This is a genomic window from Pseudomonas sp. W17 (assembly GCF_040268305.1).
Classification (GTDB): domain Bacteria; phylum Pseudomonadota; class Gammaproteobacteria; order Pseudomonadales; family Pseudomonadaceae; genus Aquipseudomonas; species Aquipseudomonas protegens.
In genome coordinates, this window is the sequence record NZ_CP158490.1 from 5694324 (window position 1) to 5714389 (window position 20066).

Consider the following 20066-nt stretch of genomic DNA (forward strand, 5'->3'; position numbering starts at 1 on the left):
TTCAATGTCCAAACCGCCTAGGATCAATCGTCAAATCAGCTACTTTTCGTACTAATAAAACCCCAACCTACAAGCACTCTCAGTAGCGGTACTTGGTACTCCGCCCGTCAAGAAGTGGCTCACCTTGCCCAACAGACATTTGCTGATCTGAATTAGGCCCCGACGCTCACTGCAATTATCCCGGGCAAAAAAAAGCCCCGCTTATCGCAGGGCTTTCTTCAACCACTCAAAGCATCAGACCAGGGTCCGACCCTTGTTCGCGGCAATGCGCATGCGCAGGGCGTTGAGCTTGATGAAGCCAGCTGCGTCCGCCTGGTTGTAGGCACCGCCGTCCTCTTCGAAGGTAGCGATGTTGGCGTCGAACAGCGACTCGTCAGACTTGCGACCGGTCACGATCACGTTGCCCTTGTACAGCTTCAGGCGTACCACACCATTCACGTGGGCCTGGGAGGCGTCGATCATCTGTTGCAGCATCAGACGCTCAGGGCTCCACCAGTAGCCGGTGTAGATCAGGCTGGCGTACTTGGGCATCAGCTCGTCTTTGAGGTGAGCCACTTCGCGGTCCAGGGTGATGGACTCGATGGCGCGGTGAGCACGCAGCATGATGGTGCCGCCAGGTGTCTCGTAGCAGCCGCGGGACTTCATGCCCACGTAACGGTTCTCGACGATGTCCAGGCGACCGATACCGTGTTCGCCACCGATGCGGTTCAGGGTCGCCAGCACGGTGGCCGGGGTCATCTCGACGCCGTCCAGTGCCACGATATCGCCGTTGCGGTAGGTCAGTTCCAGGTATTGCGGGGTATCTGGGGCCTTCTCCGGGGAGACAGTCCAGCGCCACATGTCTTCTTCGTGCTCGGTCCAGGTGTCTTCCAGCACGCCACCTTCATAGGAGATGTGCAGCAGGTTGGCATCCATCGAGTACGGGGATTTCTTCTTGCCGTGACGTTCGATCGGGATCCCGTGCTTCTCGGCGTAGTCCATCAGCTTCTCGCGGGACAGCAGGTCCCACTCGCGCCAAGGAGCAATCACCTTCACACCCGGCTTGAGGGCGTAGGCGCCCAGTTCGAAACGCACCTGATCGTTGCCCTTGCCGGTGGCGCCATGGGAAATGGCGTCGGCGCCGGTTTCGTTGGCGATTTCGATCAGGCGCTTGGCGATCAACGGACGAGCGATGGAAGTACCCAGCAGGTACTCGCCTTCGTAGACGGTGTTGGCGCGGAACATCGGGAAGACGAAATCACGCACGAACTCTTCGCGCAGATCGTCGATGTAGATCTCTTTGACGCCCATGGCTTGCGCCTTGGCGCGGGCCGGCTCGACCTCTTCGCCTTGGCCCAGGTCAGCAGTGAAAGTCACTACCTCACAGTTGTAAGTATCCTGCAGCCACTTGAGGATCACCGAAGTGTCCAGGCCGCCCGAATACGCCAGAACGACCTTGTTAACGTCCGCCATGCCATCACTCCACGGGGTTGTACGGAAAGCCGCCAAGTCTACCGATCCACGCGGATAATTTACAGAGGCGCGACAGCTTATGACGACCAAGCGACAGATTATGTCGAGCGAGCGACGACGACAGCCGTATCAGGAAGTCGCCGCTGCGTTGGATCCGGAAGCCGCCTGAGGCGCTGGGGCCGGCTTTTCGGCAGGAGCGACCCGCTCCAGATGCACATTGACCCGCCGGTTCTTCGCCCGGTTGGCCGCATTGGTATTGGGGGCCAGGGGATAGCGCTCGCCATGGAAGCGCACCACGATCTGGTTTTCCGCCAGGCCATTGGCCTTGAAGAACTCCATGACCGCCAGCGCACGACGGCGCGACAGGTCACGGTTGGTCAGGCGGTTGCCACTGTTATCAGAGTGCCCGTCCAATTCGACATGATTGACTGTGGGGTCGGCCTTGATGAAGTCCACCATCACTTGCAGTTTGGCCTTGGCCCGCGCGTCCAAGTCGATGCCCCCCCCGGGGAAACCGATCTCGGCCTGCTTGACCTGTTCATAGTTCATCGGCAACAGCTTGGCCATGCAGCTTTGATAGTCGCCGTAGGCCTTGCTGAACTTCACCGGCAACAGGCGTACCTCGGACACTCCGCCTTCGCGGGAGAAGTGCCGGACCACCGGGCTGCGCCCCTCCAGCAAACCGACGATCAGACGTCCGGCCTGCATCTGGTTGCTGTTGAACAGCACCCCATCGGTACCGGCCTTGACCGCCCCGAGGTTGATGTCGCCACGCCCCGGCTGCCAGGGGGCGGCGGCCGCAAGCAAGGTCGCGGAACCACCGGTCTGCATGGAGTTGAAACTCTTGAGGCGGAAAATCGCCTGCTCGCCGGCGCGACGAACGAATTCGCCGGAGCCGAAATCGGTAACCGGTTGGATCAGGCGGCACTCGAACTTGTCACCTTCGACCGTCCACTCAATGCTCTCCAGGCGAGTCTGGAAAGTGAGAGCCATCGCAGGCAGGCTGGCAAACACACTGAGCAAGGCTAGATAACGCTGGCGCACGGGAGGCTCCACTGACGTGTACAACAGAAAAATCGACAGGCGTTAATACGCCATACCTTCGGGATATCGGTTGCTCGTCGCAAAACTTGATAGCGAGTGCCTGGAAGAGTCTTTTCCGGTAGCATTCCCCCGAGTTTTACCCGCCTGGAACCTCCAATGTCCGACCGCCTGACCCTGCTGCGTCCCGACGACTGGCATATTCATCTTCGCGATGGGGCCGTGTTGCCCAATACAGTCGCAGATGTCGCGCGCACTTTTGGCCGCGCCATCATCATGCCCAACCTGGTACCTCCGGTGCGCAACGCCGCGGAAGCCGACGCCTATCGCCAGCGCATTCTAGCTGCGCGCCCGGCCGGCAGCCGCTTCGAGCCACTGATGGTGCTCTACCTGACCGACCGTACCCAGCCGGAGGAAATCCGAGCGGCCAAGGCCTGCGGTTTCGTCCACGCCGCCAAGCTGTACCCGGCCGGCGCGACCACCAACTCGGATTCGGGCGTGACCAGCATCGACAAGATTTTCCCGGTGCTTGAAGCCATGGCCGAAGTCGGCCTGCCGCTGTTGATCCACGGCGAGGTAACCCGCGGCGACGTCGACGTCTTCGACCGCGAGAAAATCTTCATCGACGAGCACATGCGGCGTGTGGTTGAACGCTTCCCCAGCCTGAAAGTGGTGTTCGAACACATCACCACCGCTGAAGCCGTGCAGTTCGTCAAGGAGGCTTCGGCTAACGTCGGCGCCACCATCACTGCGCATCACCTGCTGTACAACCGCAACCACATGCTGGTGGGCGGTATTCGTCCGCACTTCTATTGCCTGCCGATCCTCAAGCGCAACACCCACCAGGAAGCCCTGCTGGATGCGGCCACCAGCGGCGACGCGAAGTTCTTCCTCGGCACCGACTCGGCACCTCACGCCCAGCACGCCAAGGAAGCCGCTTGCGGTTGCGCCGGCTGCTACAGCGCCTACGCCGCCATCGAGCTGTACGCCGAAGCGTTCGAACAACGCAACGCCCTGGATCAGCTGGAAGCTTTCGCCAGCCTCAACGGCCCGCGCTTCTACGGCTTGCCGGCCAACACCGACAGCATCACCCTGGTCCGTGAAGAATGGACCGCTCCTGCCAGCCTGCCGTTTGGCGAGCTGACTGTCATTCCGCTGCGCGCCGGTGAAAAACTGCGCTGGCGCCTGCTGGAGGATCACTCGTGAGTGACGACCATTTCGACGACGAACAAGAAGGTAGCAGCGGCGGTCCTCGCCATCCGATGGCGGCACGCTTTCGCGGTTACCTGCCGGTAGTCGTCGATGTTGAAACCGGTGGCTTCAACTCGGCCACCGACGCCCTGCTGGAAATTGCCGCAACCACCATCGGCATGGACGAAAAAGGCTTCGTGTTCCCCGAACACACCTACTTCTTCCGGGTCGAGCCTTTCGAAGGCGCGAACATCGAAGCTGCAGCTCTGGAATTCACCGGGATCAAGCTTGACCATCCCCTGCGCATGGCTGTGAGCGAAGAAACCGCCCTCACCGATATTTTCCGCGGGGTGCGTAAGGCGCTGAAGGCCAATGGCTGCAAGCGCGCCATTCTGGTAGGCCACAACAGCAGCTTCGACCTGGGCTTCCTGAATGCCGCCGTGGCGCGCCTGGACATGAAGCGCAATCCGTTCCACCCGTTCTCCAGCTTCGATACCGCCACTCTGGCTGGCCTGGCATACGGCCAGACCGTACTGGCCAAGGCCTGTCAGAGCGCAGACATCGACTTCGACGGTCGCGAGGCCCACTCGGCTCGCTACGACACCGAGAAGACCGCCGAGCTGTTCTGCGGCATCGTCAACCGCTGGAAACAGATGGGCGGCTGGCAGGATTTCGACGACTGAATAGTCGCTTTCCTTTGCCCCATAAAAAAACCGGCCCTAAGGCCGGTTTTTTTATGCGTGACGCCAAGCCTTACAGCTTGCCGGCGTTCTCGCTCAGGTAAGCAGCAACGCCTTCTGGCGAAGCGGTCATGCCCTTGTCGCCTTTCTTCCAGTTGGCAGGGCAGACTTCGCCGTGCTCTTCGTGGAACTGCAGAGCGTCGACCAGACGGATCAGCTCTTCCATGTTGCGGCCCAGTGGCAGGTCGTTGACGATCTGCGAGCGGACAACGCCTTTGTCGTCGATCAGGAACGCGCCACGGAAAGCCACGCCGCCTTCGGACTCAACGTCGTAGGCCTTGGCGATTTCGTGCTTCATGTCAGCAGCCATGATGTATTGAACCTGACCGATGCCACCGGCATTGATCGGGGTGTTACGCCAGGCGTTGTGGGTGAAGTGCGAGTCGATGGACACAGCGATCACTTCAACGTTGCGTGCCTTGAAGTCAGCCATGCGGTGGTCCAGAGCGATCAGCTCGGACGGGCACACGAAGGTGAAGTCCAGTGGGTAGAAGAACACCAGGCCGTATTTGCCTTTGATGGCCGAAGACAGGGTGAAGCTGTCGACGATTTCGCCATTGCCGAGAACGGCCGGAACGGTGAAGTCAGGGGCTTGTTTGCCTACGAGTACGCTCATTGGATATCTCCTGGTGTGGACGTAGTAATGAAGAAGAAGGGTTGGCCCCGAGCCTGCCATGCTGATGCGACAGCTCCGTGACGCGCGCCCTCTTCGCAAGGACCGACCATCATACACGGCGTTTTTAAGCTGTCCTTAGTGGTTTTTCCTCTGGCCGGCCTCCAACGTGAAAAATGCGAATGATCTGTCATTAACGCCAAGAAAAGCCGTTCGTCACTCAAGCAAGAATCAGCAACAAAGGGCGCCGAAACCACTTTGACAATCATTCTCGTTAACATTAAGATCCATCGCAATTGAGCCCTAACCAGCGACGGTTCTCATCTTATGTATGTCTGCCTCTGCACCGGTGTCACCGACGGACAAATTCGCGAAGCGATCTACGAAGGTTGCTGCAGCTACCGCGAAGTACGCCAGGCCACCGGCGTTGCCAGCCAGTGCGGCAAATGTGCCTGCCTGGCCAAGCAAGTGGTTCGCGAAACCCTGACCGAATTGCAGAGCAGCCAAGCGGCAATCCCCTACCCTGTGGAATTCAATGTCGCCTGATTTAATTAATAATTAGCGGCGTTACAAACAACCGGACCTGGCGTCCGGTTTTTTTATGCCTGTAATTCAATCGCTTAGAGGCAAAACGCGGAACACAAACATTCTTATTCCGATTAATTTTCATATATTATTCAATAACTTAGGTTTGACAGTAATGTTCATGCAGCTCAGACTCTGCCCATGTTCCACTAAATACAGGGCAGGACCCCATCATGAAAGGCGACATTACAGTCATCCAGCATCTCAATAAAATCCTTGCCAATGAACTGGTCGCGATCAATCAGTACTTCCTGCATGCGCGCATGTATGAAGATTGGGGCCTGAACAAGCTGGGCAAGCACGAGTACCACGAGTCCATCGACGAGATGAAGCATGCGGACAAGCTGATCAAGCGCATCCTCTTCCTCGAAGGCCTGCCCAACGTCCAGGACCTGGGCAAGTTGCATATCGGTGAGCACACCAAGGAAATGCTCGAATGCGACCTGCGTATCGAGCGCACCGGCCATGCCGACCTCAAGGCCGCGATCGCCCATTGCGAATCGGTTGGCGACTTCGGCAGCCGTGAACTGCTGGAAGATATTCTGGAATCCGAAGAAGAGCATATCGACTGGTTGGAAACCCAATTGGGCCTGATCGATAAAGTGGGTATCGAGAACTATCTGCAATCGCAAATGGGTGACGAGTAACTCAACTCGTAATACCCGAAGAATAAAAAAGCCCCGCTTCTCTTATGAGAGCGGGGCTTTTTTATTACGCGGATATGTTTGCGTAACAAACCAAAGCTGAGTGCTTGCCGCAAGTTTCCGAGAATCACACGAGTAGCATGTCGATTCCCGGAAACCCTCGCGAGCAGACGCGCTTTTACGCTTCGGTCTTGGCAGCGGCTTTTTCGGCAGCGGCCTTAATCAGGCTCTGCAATTCACCGTTGGCGAACATTTCAGCCATGATGTCGCTGCCGCCGACCAGCTCACCGGCCACCCACAGTTGTGGGAAGGTTGGCCAATTGGCGTACTTGGGCAGGTTGGCGCGAATTTCCGGGTTCTGCAGGATGTCCACGTAAGCGAACTTCTCACCACAGCCCATTACGGCCTGAGCGGCTTTGGCAGAGAAGCCGCACTGCGGGGCATTCGGCGAGCCTTTCATGTAAAGCAGAATGGTGTTGTTGGCAATCTGCTCTTTAATAGTTTCGATGATATCCATGGAACACCTCGGCTGAACTTTCCGACTCTGTTGTCGGCACGGTGGCGCATTGTAACGGAATCCTGAGCACCCTGCTCGGCCTCTCCGACAGACATCTCAGGCCGCCTGCACCCTGACCGGCACCCCGTTCAACACCGCATTTCCCGACAGCACATCGAGCTGGCGCTCGTCGGTCAGGTCATTGGCGCTGCAACCTGGCTGCTCCGTGGCTATGCCCATCTGCACGCCCGGACGCCCATGCCCCCAGCCATGGGGCAGGCTCACCACCCCCGGCATCATCTCGGCGCTGGCCAGTACTTCGACTTCCACCGCGCCGACCCGTGAACTGATGCGTACCCGTTGACCGTCCTGCAAACCCCGGTGAGCCAGATCCTGCGGATGCATCAGCAGTTGATGACGAGGCTTGCCCTTCACCAGGCGGTGATAGTTGTGCATCCAGGAGTTGTTACTGCGCACATGCCTGCGGCCGATCAACAACAGTTCCCCCTCCTGCGGCGCCTTCAGGGCAGCAAAGCGCTCCAGGTCGGCCATGATCGCCGGCGGCGCAGCCTGGACTCGCCGGTTTTCGGTTTTCAGGCGCCCGGCCAGATTCGGCTGCAGCGGCCCCAGATCGATGCCATGGGGATACTCCGCCAGCGTCGCCAATGACAGCTTGAACGGCGAGGCGTCGCCATAAGGCCCGGCACGCAGCCCCATATCAATCATTTGCGCCGGCGCGATAGTCGGCTTGAGCGAGCTTTCGGTGCGCTCGGCAAAGGCCTTGGCCAGGCCGACGAAGATCTCCCAGTCGTGCAGTGCACCTTCGGGCTTGGGCAGGATCGCCCGGTTGAAACGGCTGACATTGCGCACCGCGAACAGATTGAACGTGGTGTCGTAGTGATCATTTTCCAGGGCCGAGGTGGACGGCAGGATCAAGTCGGCATAGCGCGTGGTTTCGTTGATGTACAGGTCGATGCTGAGCATGAACTCCAAGCCATCCAGCGCCTGCTCCAGCTGCCGGCCATTGGGCGTGGACAGCACCGGGTTGCCCGCCACCGTGATCAGCGCCCGTACCTGCCCCTCCCCTTCGGTGAGCATCTCTTCTGCCAGGGCCGACACTGGCAACTCGCCGCCGTATTCCGCAAGCCCTGAAACCCGGCTCTGCCAGGCATTGAAGTGGCCGCCCGAAGTCGCCGCTACCAGATCCACCGCGGGGCTGGTACACAAGGCGCCACCGACGCGGTCGAGGTTACCGGTGACCAGATTGAGCAATTGCAGCAACCAATGGCACAGCGTACCGAAGGCCTGGGTCGAGACGCCCATGCGCCCGTAGCAGACCGCTTTGTCGGCCGAGGCGAAATCCTTGGCCAGTTGGCGGATCTGTGGCGCTGCAATGGCGCACAGGGGGCTCATGGCCTCCGCCGTGAACCGGGATATGGCCTGGCGCACCTCGGCCAGCCCGTCCACCTGCAAGTGACTGTCGCGGGTCGGCCCCTCTTCGAAGATGCTGTTGAGCAGGCCAAACAGCAGCGCGACATCGCCCCCCGGGCGGACAAACAGATGCTGGTCGGCCATGGCCGCGGTTTCGCTGCGCCGCGGATCGACCACCACTACCTTGCCGCCACGGGCCTGGATCGCTTTCAGGCGCTTTTCCACATCCGGAACGGTCATGATGCTGCCGTTGGACGCCAGGGGATTGCCGCCAAGAATCAACATGAAATCGGTGTGATCGATATCCGGAATCGGCAACAGCAAGCCGTGGCCATACATCAGGTAGCTGGTCAGATGCTGAGGCAATTGGTCGACCGAGGTGGCCGAGAAGCGATTGCGCGTCTTGAGCTGGCCGAGAAAGTAGTTGCTGTGGGTCATCAGCCCATAGTTGTGCACGCTGGGATTGCCCTGGTAGGTCGCCACCGCGTTGTTGCCATGACGCTGCTGAATACCCGCCAGCCGCTCGGCCACCAGGGCAAAGGCCTCGTCCCATTCGATCGGTTGCCACTCATTGCCAACCCGGCGCACCGGCTGGCGCAGGCGGTCCGGGTCATTCTGGATATCTTGCAAGGCCACGGCCTTGGGGCAGATATGACCGCGGCTGAAACTGTCCTGAGGATCGCCCTTGATCGAGCTGATGCGCGGAGCACTGCCGTCTTCTTCGGTGATTTCCAGGGTCAGGCCACAGATGGCCTCACACAGGTGGCAGGCACGGTGATGGAGAGTCTTGGTCATGGCCAGTCTCTATTGTTTGAGAGCGCAGCGTATTCGCTTGCCGGAAGCAAAAACTATGGGCGCTCCCCTGACAGGACACCAGTGACGTTCGTCCCATGAATTCACGGCCATCAGCCCCGGCCATGATCGGCGCCTTCAGTTGGAGGGCAACCGTGGCGGCCCATCCGTTGAGACGTGGGTGGTTGCATCCACGGCCTCCCGCTCTCCATAGCCACCCGAGAATTGTGCGAGCAATCGCCAATGCTCGTCCAGGCCTGCACTGAGGCTCATCATCCGGTCGATCATCTTGCGCGCAGCCGCTCGGGTCACCGGATCGTCACTGCGCAGCAGCTCGAAGGAAAACGCCGTCACCGAAGCTGTCATGTCGGTGAGTGCCCGGGCCGTGAGCCCCAAGAGCGTCATCAGTTGTTGCTCCCTGGATTCCATCGTTCACCCGTCCCTGCTGCTGATTCGCCTTTATAACCTCAGCACTTTGCATTAGGAAATGTTTCAGGCTGCCAGCCCGCGGATTATCCGGGACGCAGCCCCCGCCCTCCAGGTCAGAAAACGACTGCATGGGCATCACCCGCGCCGCGCTCGATTGCCAAGGCGCGCCGGGGCAGTGTACAAATGCCCGGCTGCTGTCTGGAAACTGGTCTCAAAAGTGCCAGCGCATTCGCGTCCTGGCCTCTCATGCCCATAATCGCCGTAGCACTACTATTGGTAAGACGCGACATTTAATTATAAGATCGCGCCTTCCCCTATTTCGTCGCCCCGTGCGGCTTTCGCCGCAGGTCCAGCCCGTTGTTCGACTAAACAAGGCTTTGAGAATCTGCGGTCCGTTGCAAAAAGGTAGTTAATGATGAGCGCAAGGCACTTTCTCTCCCTGATGGATTGCACGCCCGAAGAGCTGGTCAGTGTGATTCGTCGAGGCATCGAGCTGAAGGACCTGCGTAACCGCGGCGTACTCTTCGAGCCCTTGAAAAATCGTGTGCTTGGCATGATTTTCGAGAAATCGTCGACCCGAACCCGACTGTCCTTCGAAGCCGGCATGATCCAACTGGGCGGCCAGGCCATCTTCCTTTCGCCACGGGACACTCAACTGGGGCGCGGCGAGCCCATTGGCGACTGCGCCATCGTCATGTCGCGCATGCTCGATGCGGTGATGATCCGCACCTTTGCCCACAGCACCCTGACCGAGTTTGCGGCCAACTCTCGCGTACCGGTGATCAACGGCCTGTCCGATGACCTGCACCCCTGCCAACTGCTGGCTGACATGCAGACGTTCCTCGAACATCGCGGCTCGATCCAGGGCAAGACCGTGGCCTGGATCGGCGACGGCAACAACATGTGCAACAGCTATATAGAAGCGGCCATCCAGTTCGACTTCCAACTGCGCATCGCTTGCCCCGAGGGGTACGAGCCCAACGCGGATTTCGTAGCCCAGGCCGGCGACCGCGTGACCATCGTCCGTGATCCTCGCGAAGCCGTGCGCGGCGCCCACCTGGTGAGCACCGATGTCTGGACCTCCATGGGCCAGGAAGAGGAGACCGCCAAGCGCCTGCAACTGTTCGCTCCCTTCCAGGTCAACCGTGCACTGCTGGACCTGGCCGCCGAGGACGTTCTGTTCATGCATTGCCTGCCCGCCCACCGCGGTGAAGAAATCAGCCTCGACCTGCTGGACGACCCGCGTTCGGTGGCCTGGGACCAGGCGGAAAACCGCCTCCATGCACAAAAGGCCCTGCTCGAATTCCTCGTCGAGCCGGCGTACCACCACGCATGAGCCAGCCCTTGCTACTGAACCTGCGCAACCTCGCCTGCGGCTACCAGGACCAACGCGTGGTGCAGAACCTCAACCTGCACCTCAATGCCGGGGATATCGGCTGCCTACTGGGCTCATCCGGCTGCGGCAAGACCACCACCCTGCGCGCCATCGCCGGGTTCGAGCCGGTGCATGAGGGAGAAATCCAGCTGGCGGGCGAGACCATCTCCAGCGCCGGTTTCACCCTGGCGCCGGAGAAACGCCGGATTGGCATGGTGTTCCAGGACTACGCCCTGTTCCCGCACCTGAGTGTGGCCGACAACATTGCCTTCGGCATTCGCAAACACCCGCAGAAAGCGCGGGTGGTGGCCGAACTGCTGGAGCTGGTGAACCTGAAGAACCTCGGCCAGCGCTTCCCCCACGAACTGTCCGGCGGCCAGCAACAACGGGTGGCCCTGGCTCGCGCCCTGGCTCCCGAACCACAACTGCTGCTGCTCGACGAGCCCTTCTCCAACCTCGACGGCGAACTGCGACGCAAGCTCAGCCACGAGGTGCGTGACATCCTCAAGGCCCGTGGCACCAGTGCGATCCTGGTCACTCACGACCAGGAAGAAGCCTTCGCCGTGAGCGATCAGGTAGGGGTATTCAAGGAAGGCCGCCTGGAGCAGTGGGACACACCGTACAACCTCTACCACGAACCCCAGACGCCCTTCGTCGCCAGCTTCATCGGTCAGGGCTACTTCATTCGCGGCCAGTTGAGCAGCCCGGAATCGGTACAGACCGAACTCGGCTTGCTGCAGGGCAACCGTGCCTACACCTGGCCAACCGGCGGTGCGGTGGATGTGCTGTTGCGTCCGGACGACATCGTCCACGCCCCCGACAGCGCCTTGAAAGCCCGCGTCGTGGGCAAGACGTTCCTCGGCGCCTCGACCCTGTATCGCCTGCAACTGCCCACCGGCAGCCAGCTGGAATCGATCTTCCCGAGCCACGCCGATCATCAGGTCGGCGCCGATGTGGGTATCCGGGTCGCGGCGGAACACCTGGTGCTGTTCCAGGCCTCGGGCAGTACCGCAGCGCAGATCCCGCAAAGCGACTCAGGGGTGCGCCGCTACAGCAGCGCGCATTGAGCCGTCTTCGCGGGCAAGCCAGCTCCTACGACAGCCCACCGTAGGAGCCGGCTTGCCGGCGAAACACCCAGCACAGTCATTGCAGATGCAACTGCCCACTGGCAATCAGCCGGGCATACCCACCGATCTTCACCCGCTCACCTTCCAGACGACAAAACAACGCGCCACCTCGGGCAGAGCACTGGTAGGCGCTCAACTGCGGCTTATCCAACCGCTGCGCCCAGTAAGGCGCCAGGCAGCAATGGGTGGATCCGGTCACTGGGTCCTCATCGATACCGATGGCGGGGGCAAAATAGCGCGAGACAAAGTCGTGCTGCTCCCCGTGCGCAGTCACGATCACCCCGGGCCAGGGCAGTTTCGCCAGCGCCGTCATATCCGGCCGGCACTCACGCACCGCCTGCTCCGACTCCAGCACGGCCAATAGCTCGTTGGCCCCCAGCAATTCGACGACCTCAACCCCCAGCGCTTGCGCCACCGCCTCCCGCCCTGCCTGGCTGCTCGGGCTGCGCAGCGGGAAATCCAGCCACAACAGGCCCTCTTCACGGGTGACACTCAGGGGCCCGGACTGGCTAAGAAAGTCGATACGCTGCGCGGTCTGGCCATAAACCTCGAACAACACATAGGCACTGGCCAAGGTTGCATGCCCGCACAACGGCACTTCAGTCACCGGGGTGAACCAGCGAATCCGCCAGCCCTGGGCCTCACGCACCACAAAAGCGGTCTCTGCCAGATTGTGCTCGGCAGCAATCTGCTGCATCAGCCTGTCATCGAGCCAGGACTCAAGCCGGTAAACCATGGCCGGATTACCCGCGAACGGGCGCTCGCTGAACGCATCGACCTGATGAAACTTAAGCTGCATATCCCTTCTCCGTGAATAACTGGCCACCAGCATGGGCCCTGGCCCCCAACGGGCGACAGACACAGAAGTCGGGATTTTCCTGCATACAGCAGCGGCCCTGGCCGCAGTCGCTGCGACTCAAGGACGACCGATATCGGCGAACCTGGCCTGGGTATGCTCGGCCAGCACCGCCGGCGCCAGCTCGACTTCCAGGCCACGGCGCCCGGCGCTGACAAAGATGCTGGCGAACGGCTGCGCACTGTTATCGATAAAGGTCCGCAGGCGCTTCTTCTGCCCCAGCGGGCTGATGCCTCCCAGCAGGTACCCCGTGGCGCGCTGGGCGGCAGCCGGGTCGGCCATTTCAGCCTTCTTCACGCCCGCTGCGTGGGCCAGGGCCTTCAGGTCAAGACTTCCGACGACCGGCACCACCGCCACCAGCAACTCACCCTTTTCACTGCTGGCCAGCAAGGTCTTGAACACCTGCGCAGGATCAAGATCAAGCTTCTCCGCGGCCTCCAGGCCATAGGAGGCGGCCTTGGGGTCATGTTCGTAACTGTGGATGCGATGTTCGGCGCGAACTTTTTTCAGCAGGTCCAGTGCAGGGGTCATGGCAGCTCCAGGCGAGGAATGAAAAGGCAAAACCAAGCGCGCGAATTTTAGGTCATTCACCAACAAAAGGCTCTATTCCAAGCCTTGATAACCGGCCCGTGCGCCTACCAAGGCAACCACGCCTGCCGTTCCCGCGACCATGCCCCGGAATCATTCATTTGATTGATATCTATAAAATGACCATCCGTTCACTTTCGACCTTTGACAGCGGTGTTTCTTGTCTATATTTTTTCGTTTCTGAATATCATGCGGTAGATCCAAGGTTGTACCCAGTAGCAAGGCGAGGTCGGAATGGGGATTCCGCCTTCGTTTAAAGTCGCGCTCCATGCCTTTTGCAGCAGCGCCAGACAACAACAAAAATCGAGGTTCACATGACAACTGCTCTGCAACAACCGTCGCTATCGGGCCAATGCATCGCCGAGTTTCTGGGTACTGCGCTGTTGATCTTCTTCGGCACCGGTTGTGTCGCCGCGCTCAAGGTCGCGGGGGCCAGCTTCGGTCTATGGGAAATCAGCATCATCTGGGGGATCGGCGTGAGCATGGCGATCTACCTGACCGCCGGGGTTTCCGGCGCGCACCTGAACCCGGCCGTGAGCATCGCCCTGTGCCTGTTCGCCGATTTTGAAAAGCGCAAACTGCCGTTCTACATCCTTGCCCAGATCGCTGGCGCCTTCTGCGCGGCGCTGTTGGTTTACACGCTGTACAGCAACCTGTTCTTCGATTTCGAACAAACCCACCAGATGGTCCGTGGTTCCCAGGCCAGCCTGGAACTGGCCTCGGTGTTCTCCACCTTCCCCAACCCGGCGCTGTCCACTGCCCAGGCGTTCCTTGTGGAGTTGGTGATCACCGCCATCCTCATGGGAGTGATCATGTCCCTGACCGATGACAACAATGGCCTGCCGCGCGGCCCGATGGCTCCGCTGCTGATCGGCCTGCTGATTGCCGTGATCGGCAGTGCCATGGGCCCGCTGACCGGGTTTGCGATGAACCCTGCGCGGGACTTCGGGCCTAAACTGATGACGTTTGTGACCGGCTGGGGTGAGATTTCCTTCACCGGCGGCCGTGATATTCCGTATTTCCTGGTGCCAATCTTCGCTCCGATCCTTGGCGCCTGCCTGGGTGCTGCAGCCTATCGCGGCTTGATTGCCCGCCATTTGCCCAGCGCTGCTGTCGCCCCGGAGGCCGAACAGGTCACCGAAGGCAAAGTCAAAGCTTCCTGAATCCAGTGGCGCGTGATCCTGCCCAATTCGATCCCGCGCCTGTTCTCACTCCCTTATTTCGTCCAAGGCAATCGACATGACCGACATTCAGAATAAGAACTACATCATTGCCCTCGATCAGGGTACGACCAGTTCCCGGGCGATCATTTTCGATCGCGACGCCAACGTGGTCTGCACCGCCCAGCGCGAATTCGCCCAGCATTACCCTCAGGCCGGCTGGGTCGAACATGACCCGATGGAAATCTTCGCCACCCAGAGCGCGGTGATGGTCGAGGCCCTGGCACAAGCCGGCCTGCATCACGACCAGGTGGCCGCCATCGGTATCACCAACCAGCGTGAAACCACTGTGGTCTGGGACAAGAACACCGGCCGGCCGATCTACAACGCCATCGTCTGGCAGTGCCGCCGCAGCACCGAGATCTGCCAGCAGCTCAAGCGCGACGGCCTGGAAGACTACATCCGCGAAACCACCGGCCTGGTGACCGACCCCTACTTCTCCGGCACCAAGCTCAAGTGGATCCTCGACAACGTCGAAGGCAGCCGCGAGCGTGCGCGCAACGGCGAGCTGCTGTTCGGCACCATCGACAGCTGGCTGATCTGGAAATTCACCGGCGGCAAGACCCACGTCACCGACTACACCAACGCCTCGCGCACCATGCTCTTCAACATCCACACCCTGGAGTGGGACGCGAAGATGCTGGAGGTGCTGGACATCCCGCGGGAAATGCTCCCGGAAGTGAAGTCCTCGTCGGAAATATATGGCCGCACCAAGAGCGGCATCGCCATCGGCGGTATCGCCGGCGACCAGCAGGCCGCGCTGTTCGGCCAGATGTGCGTCGAGCCGGGCCAGGCCAAGAACACCTACGGCACCGGCTGCTTCCTGCTGATGAACACCGGCGACAAGGCGGTTAAATCCCAGCACGGCATGCTCACCACTATCGCCTGCGGCCCCCGTGGCGAAGTGGCCTACGCCCTGGAAGGCGCAGTATTCAACGGTGGTTCCACCGTGCAGTGGCTGCGTGATGAACTGAAGATCATCAACGACGCCCACGACACCGAATACTTCGCCGGCAAGGTCAAGGACAGCAACGGCGTGTATCTGGTGCCGGCCTTCACCGGACTGGGTGCTCCCTACTGGGACCCCTATGCCCGTGGCGCGCTGTTCGGCCTGACCCGCGGCGTGCGCGTGGACCACATCATCCGTGCCGCCCTGGAGTCCATCGCCTACCAGACCCGCGACGTGCTCGACGCCATGCAGCAGGACTCCGGCGAACGCCTCAAAGCCCTGCGGGTGGACGGCGGCGCCGTGGCCAACAACTTCCTCATGCAGTTCCAGGCCGACATCCTCGGCACCCAGGTGGAACGCCCGCAAATGCGTGAAACCACCGCCCTGGGCGCTGCCTACCTGGCGGGCCTGGCCTGCGGTTTCTGGGGCAGCCTGGAAGAACTGCGGGGCAAGGCGGTGATCGAGCGCGAGTTCGAACCACAACTGGCGGAAGCGGAAAAAGAAGGCCTGTACGCAGGCTGGAAGAAGGCCGTCAGCCGCACCCGCGACTGGGAACCCCACGACGAGGCCAAATAAGCCAAGCCGTGGATTGGTAACCGCTTGTAACTGGTAGGGAGGGGATTCCTGCGGCATCATGGGCAAATTTTGCACGGCAGCCCAAAGGAAGCCCCATGAATCTGCCTCCCCGTCAGCAGCAAATCCTCGATCTGGTTCGCGAACGCGGCTACGTCAGCATCGAGGAATTGGCCCAGCTGTTCGTCGTAACCCCGCAAACCATCCGCCGCGATATCAACCAGCTGGCGGAAGCCAATCTGCTGCGCCGCTACCACGGTGGCGCAGCCTATGACTCCAGCGTAGAAAACACCGCCTACGCCATGCGCGCCGACCAGATGCGCGACGAAAAGCAGCGTATCGGCGAAGCCGTTGCCGCGCAGATCCCCGATCACGCCTCGCTGTTCATCAATATCGGCACCACCACCGAATCCATCGCCCGGGCCCTGCTCAATCACAGCCACCTGAAGATCATCACCAACAACCTGCACGTGGCCTCGATGCTCAGCGCCAAGGATGATTTCGACGTACTGCTCACCGGCGGCAATGTGCGCCGTGACGGCGGCGTGGTAGGCCAGGCCAGTGTCGACTTCATCAACCAGTTCAAGGTCGACTTCGCCCTGGTGGGCATCAGTGGCATCGACGAGGACGGCAGCCTGCTGGACTTCGACTACCAGGAAGTGCGGGTATCCCAGGCGATCATCGCCAATGCCCGGCAGGTGATCCTGGCTGCCGACTCCAGCAAGTTCGGGCGCAACGCCATGATCCGCCTGGGGCCCATCAGCCTGATCGATTGCCTGGTCACCGACCAGCAACCGGTACCGGCCCTGACCCAACTGCTCAACCAGCACAAGATCCGCCTCGAAGTGGTCTGACTGCTCTCCCTCCTGCGGATCCGGCCGCGCTCGAACGACAAGCCTCGACGCTTCATCGCTTTCGAAATCGCCGCGGCCGATCCCGCCATCCAGCCCAAGGCAACAGCAGCGGCTACAGTTACCCGTCGACAATGTTCGAAAACTTTCCTTTAGCGCTGCTTCGATCAGTTTTTTCAATCGAAGCACGCTGGATGCGTGCATCTTTATGCGCTAGTATTTTCGAAAATGAACATTAATGTTCGAATTCAAATATCAAAGTAACACGAGGCCTGTCGATGCCCACTTCTACCTTGCCCGCGCGCCCTCTTTCCGAGGTTTACGATATCGCCGTCATTGGCGGTGGGATCAATGGTGTTGGAATTGCCGCCGATGCGGCAGGTCGCGGCCTGTCCGTGTTCCTTTGCGAAAAGGACGACCTGGCCAGCCATACCTCCTCGGCCAGCAGCAAGCTGATCCACGGCGGCCTGCGCTACCTCGAACATTACGAGTTCCGCCTGGTGCGCGAAGCCCTGGCTGAACGCGAAGTGCTGCTGGCCAAGGCCCCGCATATCGTCAAGCCCATGCGTTTCGTCCTGCCGCACCGGCCGCACCTGCGCCCGGCCTGGATGATCCGCGCCGGCCTGTTCCTGTATGACCACCTGGGCAAGCGGGAAAAACTCGCCGGCTCACGCAGCCTGAAGTTCGGTGCCGACAGCGCCCTGAAAGCCGAAATCACCAAGGGCTTCGAATACTCCGATTGCTGGGTCGACGATGCGCGCCTGGTGGTGCTCAATGCCATGGCCGCCCGCGAACACGGCGCCCACGTTCATACCCAGACCCGCTGCATCAGCGCCCGTCGCAGCAAGGGCCTGTGGCAACTGGAGCTGGAGCGCGCCGATGGCAGCCTGTTCTCCATCAGCGCCAAGGCCCTGGTGAACGCCGCGGGCCCCTGGGTCGCCAAGTTCATCAAGGACGACCTCAAGCTGGAGTCGCCATACGGTATCCGCCTGATCCAGGGCAGCCACCTGATCGTGCCCAAGCTGTACGAGGGCGAGCACGCGCACATCCTGCAGAACGAGGACCAGCGCATCGTCTTCACCATTCCCTACCTCAACCAGTTCACCCTGATCGGTACCACCGACCGCGAATACACTGGTGACCCGGCCAAGGTAGCGATCACTGAAGGTGAAACCGATTACCTGCTGCAAGTGGTCAATGCGCACTTCAAGAAACAGCTGAGCCGCAGCGATATCCTGCACAGCTATTCCGGCGTTCGCCCGCTGTGCAATGACGAATCCGACAACCCTTCGGCCGTGACCCGCGACTACACCCTGGCCCTTTCCGGCCATGGCGAGGAAGCCCCCCTGCTGTCGGTGTTCGGCGGCAAGCTGACCACCTACCGCAAACTGGCGGAATCGGCGATGGCGCAGCTGGCGCCGTACTTCAAGCAAGCCAAGCCGAGCTGGACAGCCCAGGCCACCCTGCCCGGTGGCGAGAACATGAGCACGCCACAGGCACTGGCAGAAGCCATCCGCAAGAAGTTCGACTGGGTACCCAGCCAGATCGCCCAGCGCTGGGCCACCAGCTACGGCAGCCGTACCTGGCGCCTGCTGGAAGGCGTGCACAGCCTCAGCGACCTGGGCGAACACCTGGGCGGCGGCCTCTATACCCGCGAAGTGGATTACCTGTGCAGCGAGGAATGGGCAGTGAAAGCCCAGGACATTCTCTGGCGCCGGAGCAAGCTCGGGCTGTTCACCACCGAGGCCCAGCAGCAGCAACTGCAGGATTATCTGCAGAAAGTCGAGCACAATCGCGGCAAGATCAAGGCAGCCTGAGCCACATAGGCAAGCAAAGCCCCTGCACCGGAAGGTCCAGGGGCTTTTTTGTGGGCCCGCAGGATTGAACGTTTCGCCGGCAAGCCGGCTCCTACAATGGCAGGGGCGCGTTCGGTTTTCCGAATGGCCAAGCCGCAAGGGTTCGGATAACCGGATACAGCCGCTGAAATCCCCAAGTCATAAATATTCTATAGGCTTGAAAATCAAGGGTTTGACGATGATCAATGGGTCTGGCACGACTCATGCTCTACACTGTGCGACGAATGCCTGTCGTGCCAACACAACAGGAGCCGTCAAGGCATTCGCTGTATAAAAGAGCCGTCGAACTGGCTTCATAAAAAAAACAAATGTCGAGGAAATATTGATGCGCATCGTTCCCCATCTGTTGGGCGCAGCTATCGCTGCCGCTCTGATTAGCACTCCAGTTTTCGCTGCCGAGCTCACCGGCACACTGAAGAAAATCAAAGAGTCCGGCACCATCACCCTCGGACATCGCGACGCTTCCATTCCGTTTTCCTACATCGCTGACGCTTCCGGCGTGCCAGTGGGTTACTCCCACGACATCCAGCTGAAAATCGTCGAAGCGATCAAGAAAGACCTCGACATGCCTGACCTCAAGGTCAAGTACAACCTGGTCACCTCCCAGACCCGTATCCCGCTGGTGCAGAACGGCACCGTGGACGTCGAGTGCGGCTCCACCACCAACAACGTCGAGCGTCAGCAACAAGTCGACTTCTCCGTTGGCATCTTCGAGATCGGCACCCGTCTGCTGTCCAAGAAGGACTCTTCCTACAAGGACTTCGCGGACCTGAAAGGCAAGAACGTGGTAACCACCGCCGGTACCACTTCCGAGCGCATCCTCAAGGCCATGAACGCCGACAAGCAGATGGGCATGAACGTGATCTCCGCCAAGGACCACGGTGAGTCGTTCCAGATGCTGGAATCGGGCCGCGCCGTAGCCTTCATGATGGACGACGCGCTGCTGGCCGGTGAAATGGCCAAGGCCAAGAAACCGACCGACTGGGCCGTGACCGGTACCCCTCAGTCCTACGAAATCTACGGCTGCATGGTGCGCAAGGGCGATGCCCCGTTCAAGAAAGCCGTGGATGACGCCATCGTCGCCACCTACAAATCGGGCGAAATCAACAAGATCTACGACAAGTGGTTCCAGTCGCCGATCCCGCCAAAAGGCCTGAACCTGATGTTCCCGATGAGCGACGAGCTCAAGGCCCTGATCGCCAACCCGACCGACAAAGCGGCTGACGACAAAAAGTCCTGATTCCTGACTAACCTTAT

Annotated in this window: 19 protein-coding genes; 11 read left to right on the forward strand and 8 right to left on the reverse strand. The window is 60.4% G+C overall.

All coding sequences use genetic code 11. The annotated features are described in order from the left end of the window. Positions 1 to 234: 234 nt before the first annotated feature. Both ABCR88_RS26050 and ABCR88_RS26055 read right to left on the reverse strand, forming a co-directional pair. On the reverse strand, positions 235 to 1452 hold the full coding sequence (locus ABCR88_RS26050; RefSeq protein ID WP_011063107.1) for an argininosuccinate synthase: 1218 nt from the start codon (positions 1450 to 1452) through the stop codon (positions 235 to 237). A 129-nt stretch (positions 1453 to 1581) separates the two neighbouring features. Further along, the gene (locus tag ABCR88_RS26055; RefSeq protein WP_232641860.1) at positions 1582 to 2496 is read right to left on the reverse strand and encodes an OmpA family protein; all 915 of its coding nucleotides are present in this window, start codon (positions 2494 to 2496) and stop codon (positions 1582 to 1584) included. A 156-nt stretch (positions 2497 to 2652) separates the two neighbouring features. On the opposite strand from ABCR88_RS26055, the gene pyrC reads away from it, so the two are divergent. Both pyrC and rnt read left to right on the forward strand, forming a co-directional pair. After that, the gene (gene pyrC / locus ABCR88_RS26060; RefSeq protein WP_232641861.1) at positions 2653 to 3699 is read left to right on the forward strand and encodes a dihydroorotase; all 1047 of its coding nucleotides are present in this window, start codon (positions 2653 to 2655) and stop codon (positions 3697 to 3699) included. After that, entirely contained in the window at positions 3696 to 4367 is a 672-nt protein-coding gene (gene rnt, locus ABCR88_RS26065; RefSeq protein ID WP_011063110.1) for a ribonuclease T, read from the forward strand. Before pyrC ends, rnt begins: the two co-directional genes overlap by 4 nt. A 70-nt stretch (positions 4368 to 4437) precedes the next feature. Here the strand turns inward: rnt and ABCR88_RS26070 are convergent, their stop codons facing one another. Further along, positions 4438 to 5040, reverse strand: coding sequence for a peroxiredoxin (locus tag ABCR88_RS26070; protein WP_011063111.1), 603 nt, complete (start codon positions 5038 to 5040; stop codon positions 4438 to 4440). Positions 5041 to 5364: 324 nt separating this feature from the next. On the opposite strand from ABCR88_RS26070, the gene ABCR88_RS26075 reads away from it, so the two are divergent. Together ABCR88_RS26075 and bfr are read left to right on the forward strand one after the other, a co-directional pair. Further along, on the forward strand, positions 5365 to 5583 hold the full coding sequence (locus ABCR88_RS26075) for a bacterioferritin-associated ferredoxin (RefSeq protein ID WP_011063112.1): 219 nt from the start codon (positions 5365 to 5367) through the stop codon (positions 5581 to 5583). A gap of 212 nt (positions 5584 to 5795) precedes the next feature. Beyond that, complete coding sequence (gene bfr / locus ABCR88_RS26080; protein WP_011063113.1) at positions 5796 to 6269, forward strand: bacterioferritin; 474 nt, start codon at positions 5796 to 5798, stop codon at positions 6267 to 6269. A gap of 175 nt (positions 6270 to 6444) precedes the next feature. Here bfr and grxD read toward each other — a convergent pair whose 3' ends face one another. The 3 genes from grxD to ABCR88_RS26095 form a co-directional block, all read right to left on the reverse strand. Then, positions 6445 to 6783 carry a Grx4 family monothiol glutaredoxin gene (gene grxD, locus ABCR88_RS26085; protein ID WP_011063114.1) on the reverse strand — a complete coding sequence of 113 codons (339 nt, stop codon included), beginning with the start codon at positions 6781 to 6783 and terminating at the stop codon, positions 6445 to 6447. Positions 6784 to 6879: 96 nt separating this feature from the next. Beyond that, on the reverse strand, positions 6880 to 8988 hold the full coding sequence (locus ABCR88_RS26090; RefSeq protein WP_350403674.1) for a molybdopterin oxidoreductase family protein: 2109 nt from the start codon (positions 8986 to 8988) through the stop codon (positions 6880 to 6882). Positions 8989 to 9123: 135 nt separating this feature from the next. Next, positions 9124 to 9414 (reverse strand): hypothetical protein, encoded by a 291-nt coding sequence (locus ABCR88_RS26095; protein ID WP_350403675.1) that lies wholly within the window; start codon positions 9412 to 9414, stop codon positions 9124 to 9126. Positions 9415 to 9829: 415 nt separating this feature from the next. On the opposite strand from ABCR88_RS26095, the gene argF reads away from it, so the two are divergent. Beyond that, the gene (argF, locus tag ABCR88_RS26100; protein WP_019096003.1) at positions 9830 to 10750 is read left to right on the forward strand and encodes an ornithine carbamoyltransferase; all 921 of its coding nucleotides are present in this window, start codon (positions 9830 to 9832) and stop codon (positions 10748 to 10750) included. Then, positions 10747 to 11856 (forward strand): ABC transporter ATP-binding protein, encoded by a 1110-nt coding sequence (locus ABCR88_RS26105; RefSeq protein ID WP_232641864.1) that lies wholly within the window; start codon positions 10747 to 10749, stop codon positions 11854 to 11856. The genes argF and ABCR88_RS26105 overlap by 4 nt, the downstream gene beginning before the upstream one ends. A 76-nt stretch (positions 11857 to 11932) precedes the next feature. Here the strand turns inward: ABCR88_RS26105 and ABCR88_RS26110 are convergent, their stop codons facing one another. After that, complete coding sequence (locus tag ABCR88_RS26110; protein WP_232641865.1) at positions 11933 to 12715, reverse strand: PhzF family phenazine biosynthesis protein; 783 nt, start codon at positions 12713 to 12715, stop codon at positions 11933 to 11935. A 117-nt stretch (positions 12716 to 12832) separates the two neighbouring features. After that, positions 12833 to 13303 carry a Cys-tRNA(Pro) deacylase gene (ybaK, locus tag ABCR88_RS26115; RefSeq protein WP_011063120.1) on the reverse strand — a complete coding sequence of 157 codons (471 nt, stop codon included), beginning with the start codon at positions 13301 to 13303 and terminating at the stop codon, positions 12833 to 12835. 371 nt (positions 13304 to 13674) lie between these two features. Between ybaK and ABCR88_RS26120 the strand changes: the two genes are divergently transcribed. The 5 genes from ABCR88_RS26120 (at position 13675) to ABCR88_RS26140 (ending at position 20049) form a co-directional block, all read left to right on the forward strand. Next, complete coding sequence (locus ABCR88_RS26120; protein ID WP_015636822.1) at positions 13675 to 14523, forward strand: MIP/aquaporin family protein; 849 nt, start codon at positions 13675 to 13677, stop codon at positions 14521 to 14523. A gap of 76 nt (positions 14524 to 14599) precedes the next feature. Further along, on the forward strand, positions 14600 to 16105 hold the full coding sequence (glpK, locus tag ABCR88_RS26125) for a glycerol kinase GlpK (protein WP_019093252.1): 1506 nt from the start codon (positions 14600 to 14602) through the stop codon (positions 16103 to 16105). 95 nt (positions 16106 to 16200) lie between these two features. After that, entirely contained in the window at positions 16201 to 16956 is a 756-nt protein-coding gene (locus tag ABCR88_RS26130) for a DeoR/GlpR family transcriptional regulator (protein ID WP_011063123.1), read from the forward strand. Between the two features lie 275 nt (positions 16957 to 17231). Further along, a complete protein-coding gene (glpD, locus tag ABCR88_RS26135) occupies positions 17232 to 18770 on the forward strand; it encodes a glycerol-3-phosphate dehydrogenase (protein WP_015636824.1) in 1539 nt (512 codons plus the stop codon). A gap of 364 nt (positions 18771 to 19134) precedes the next feature. Continuing rightward, positions 19135 to 20049: a glutamate/aspartate ABC transporter substrate-binding protein gene (locus ABCR88_RS26140; RefSeq protein WP_011063125.1), complete on the forward strand. Its 915-nt coding sequence runs from the start codon at positions 19135 to 19137 to the stop codon at positions 20047 to 20049. The last annotated feature ends 17 nt before the right edge of the window (positions 20050 to 20066 follow it).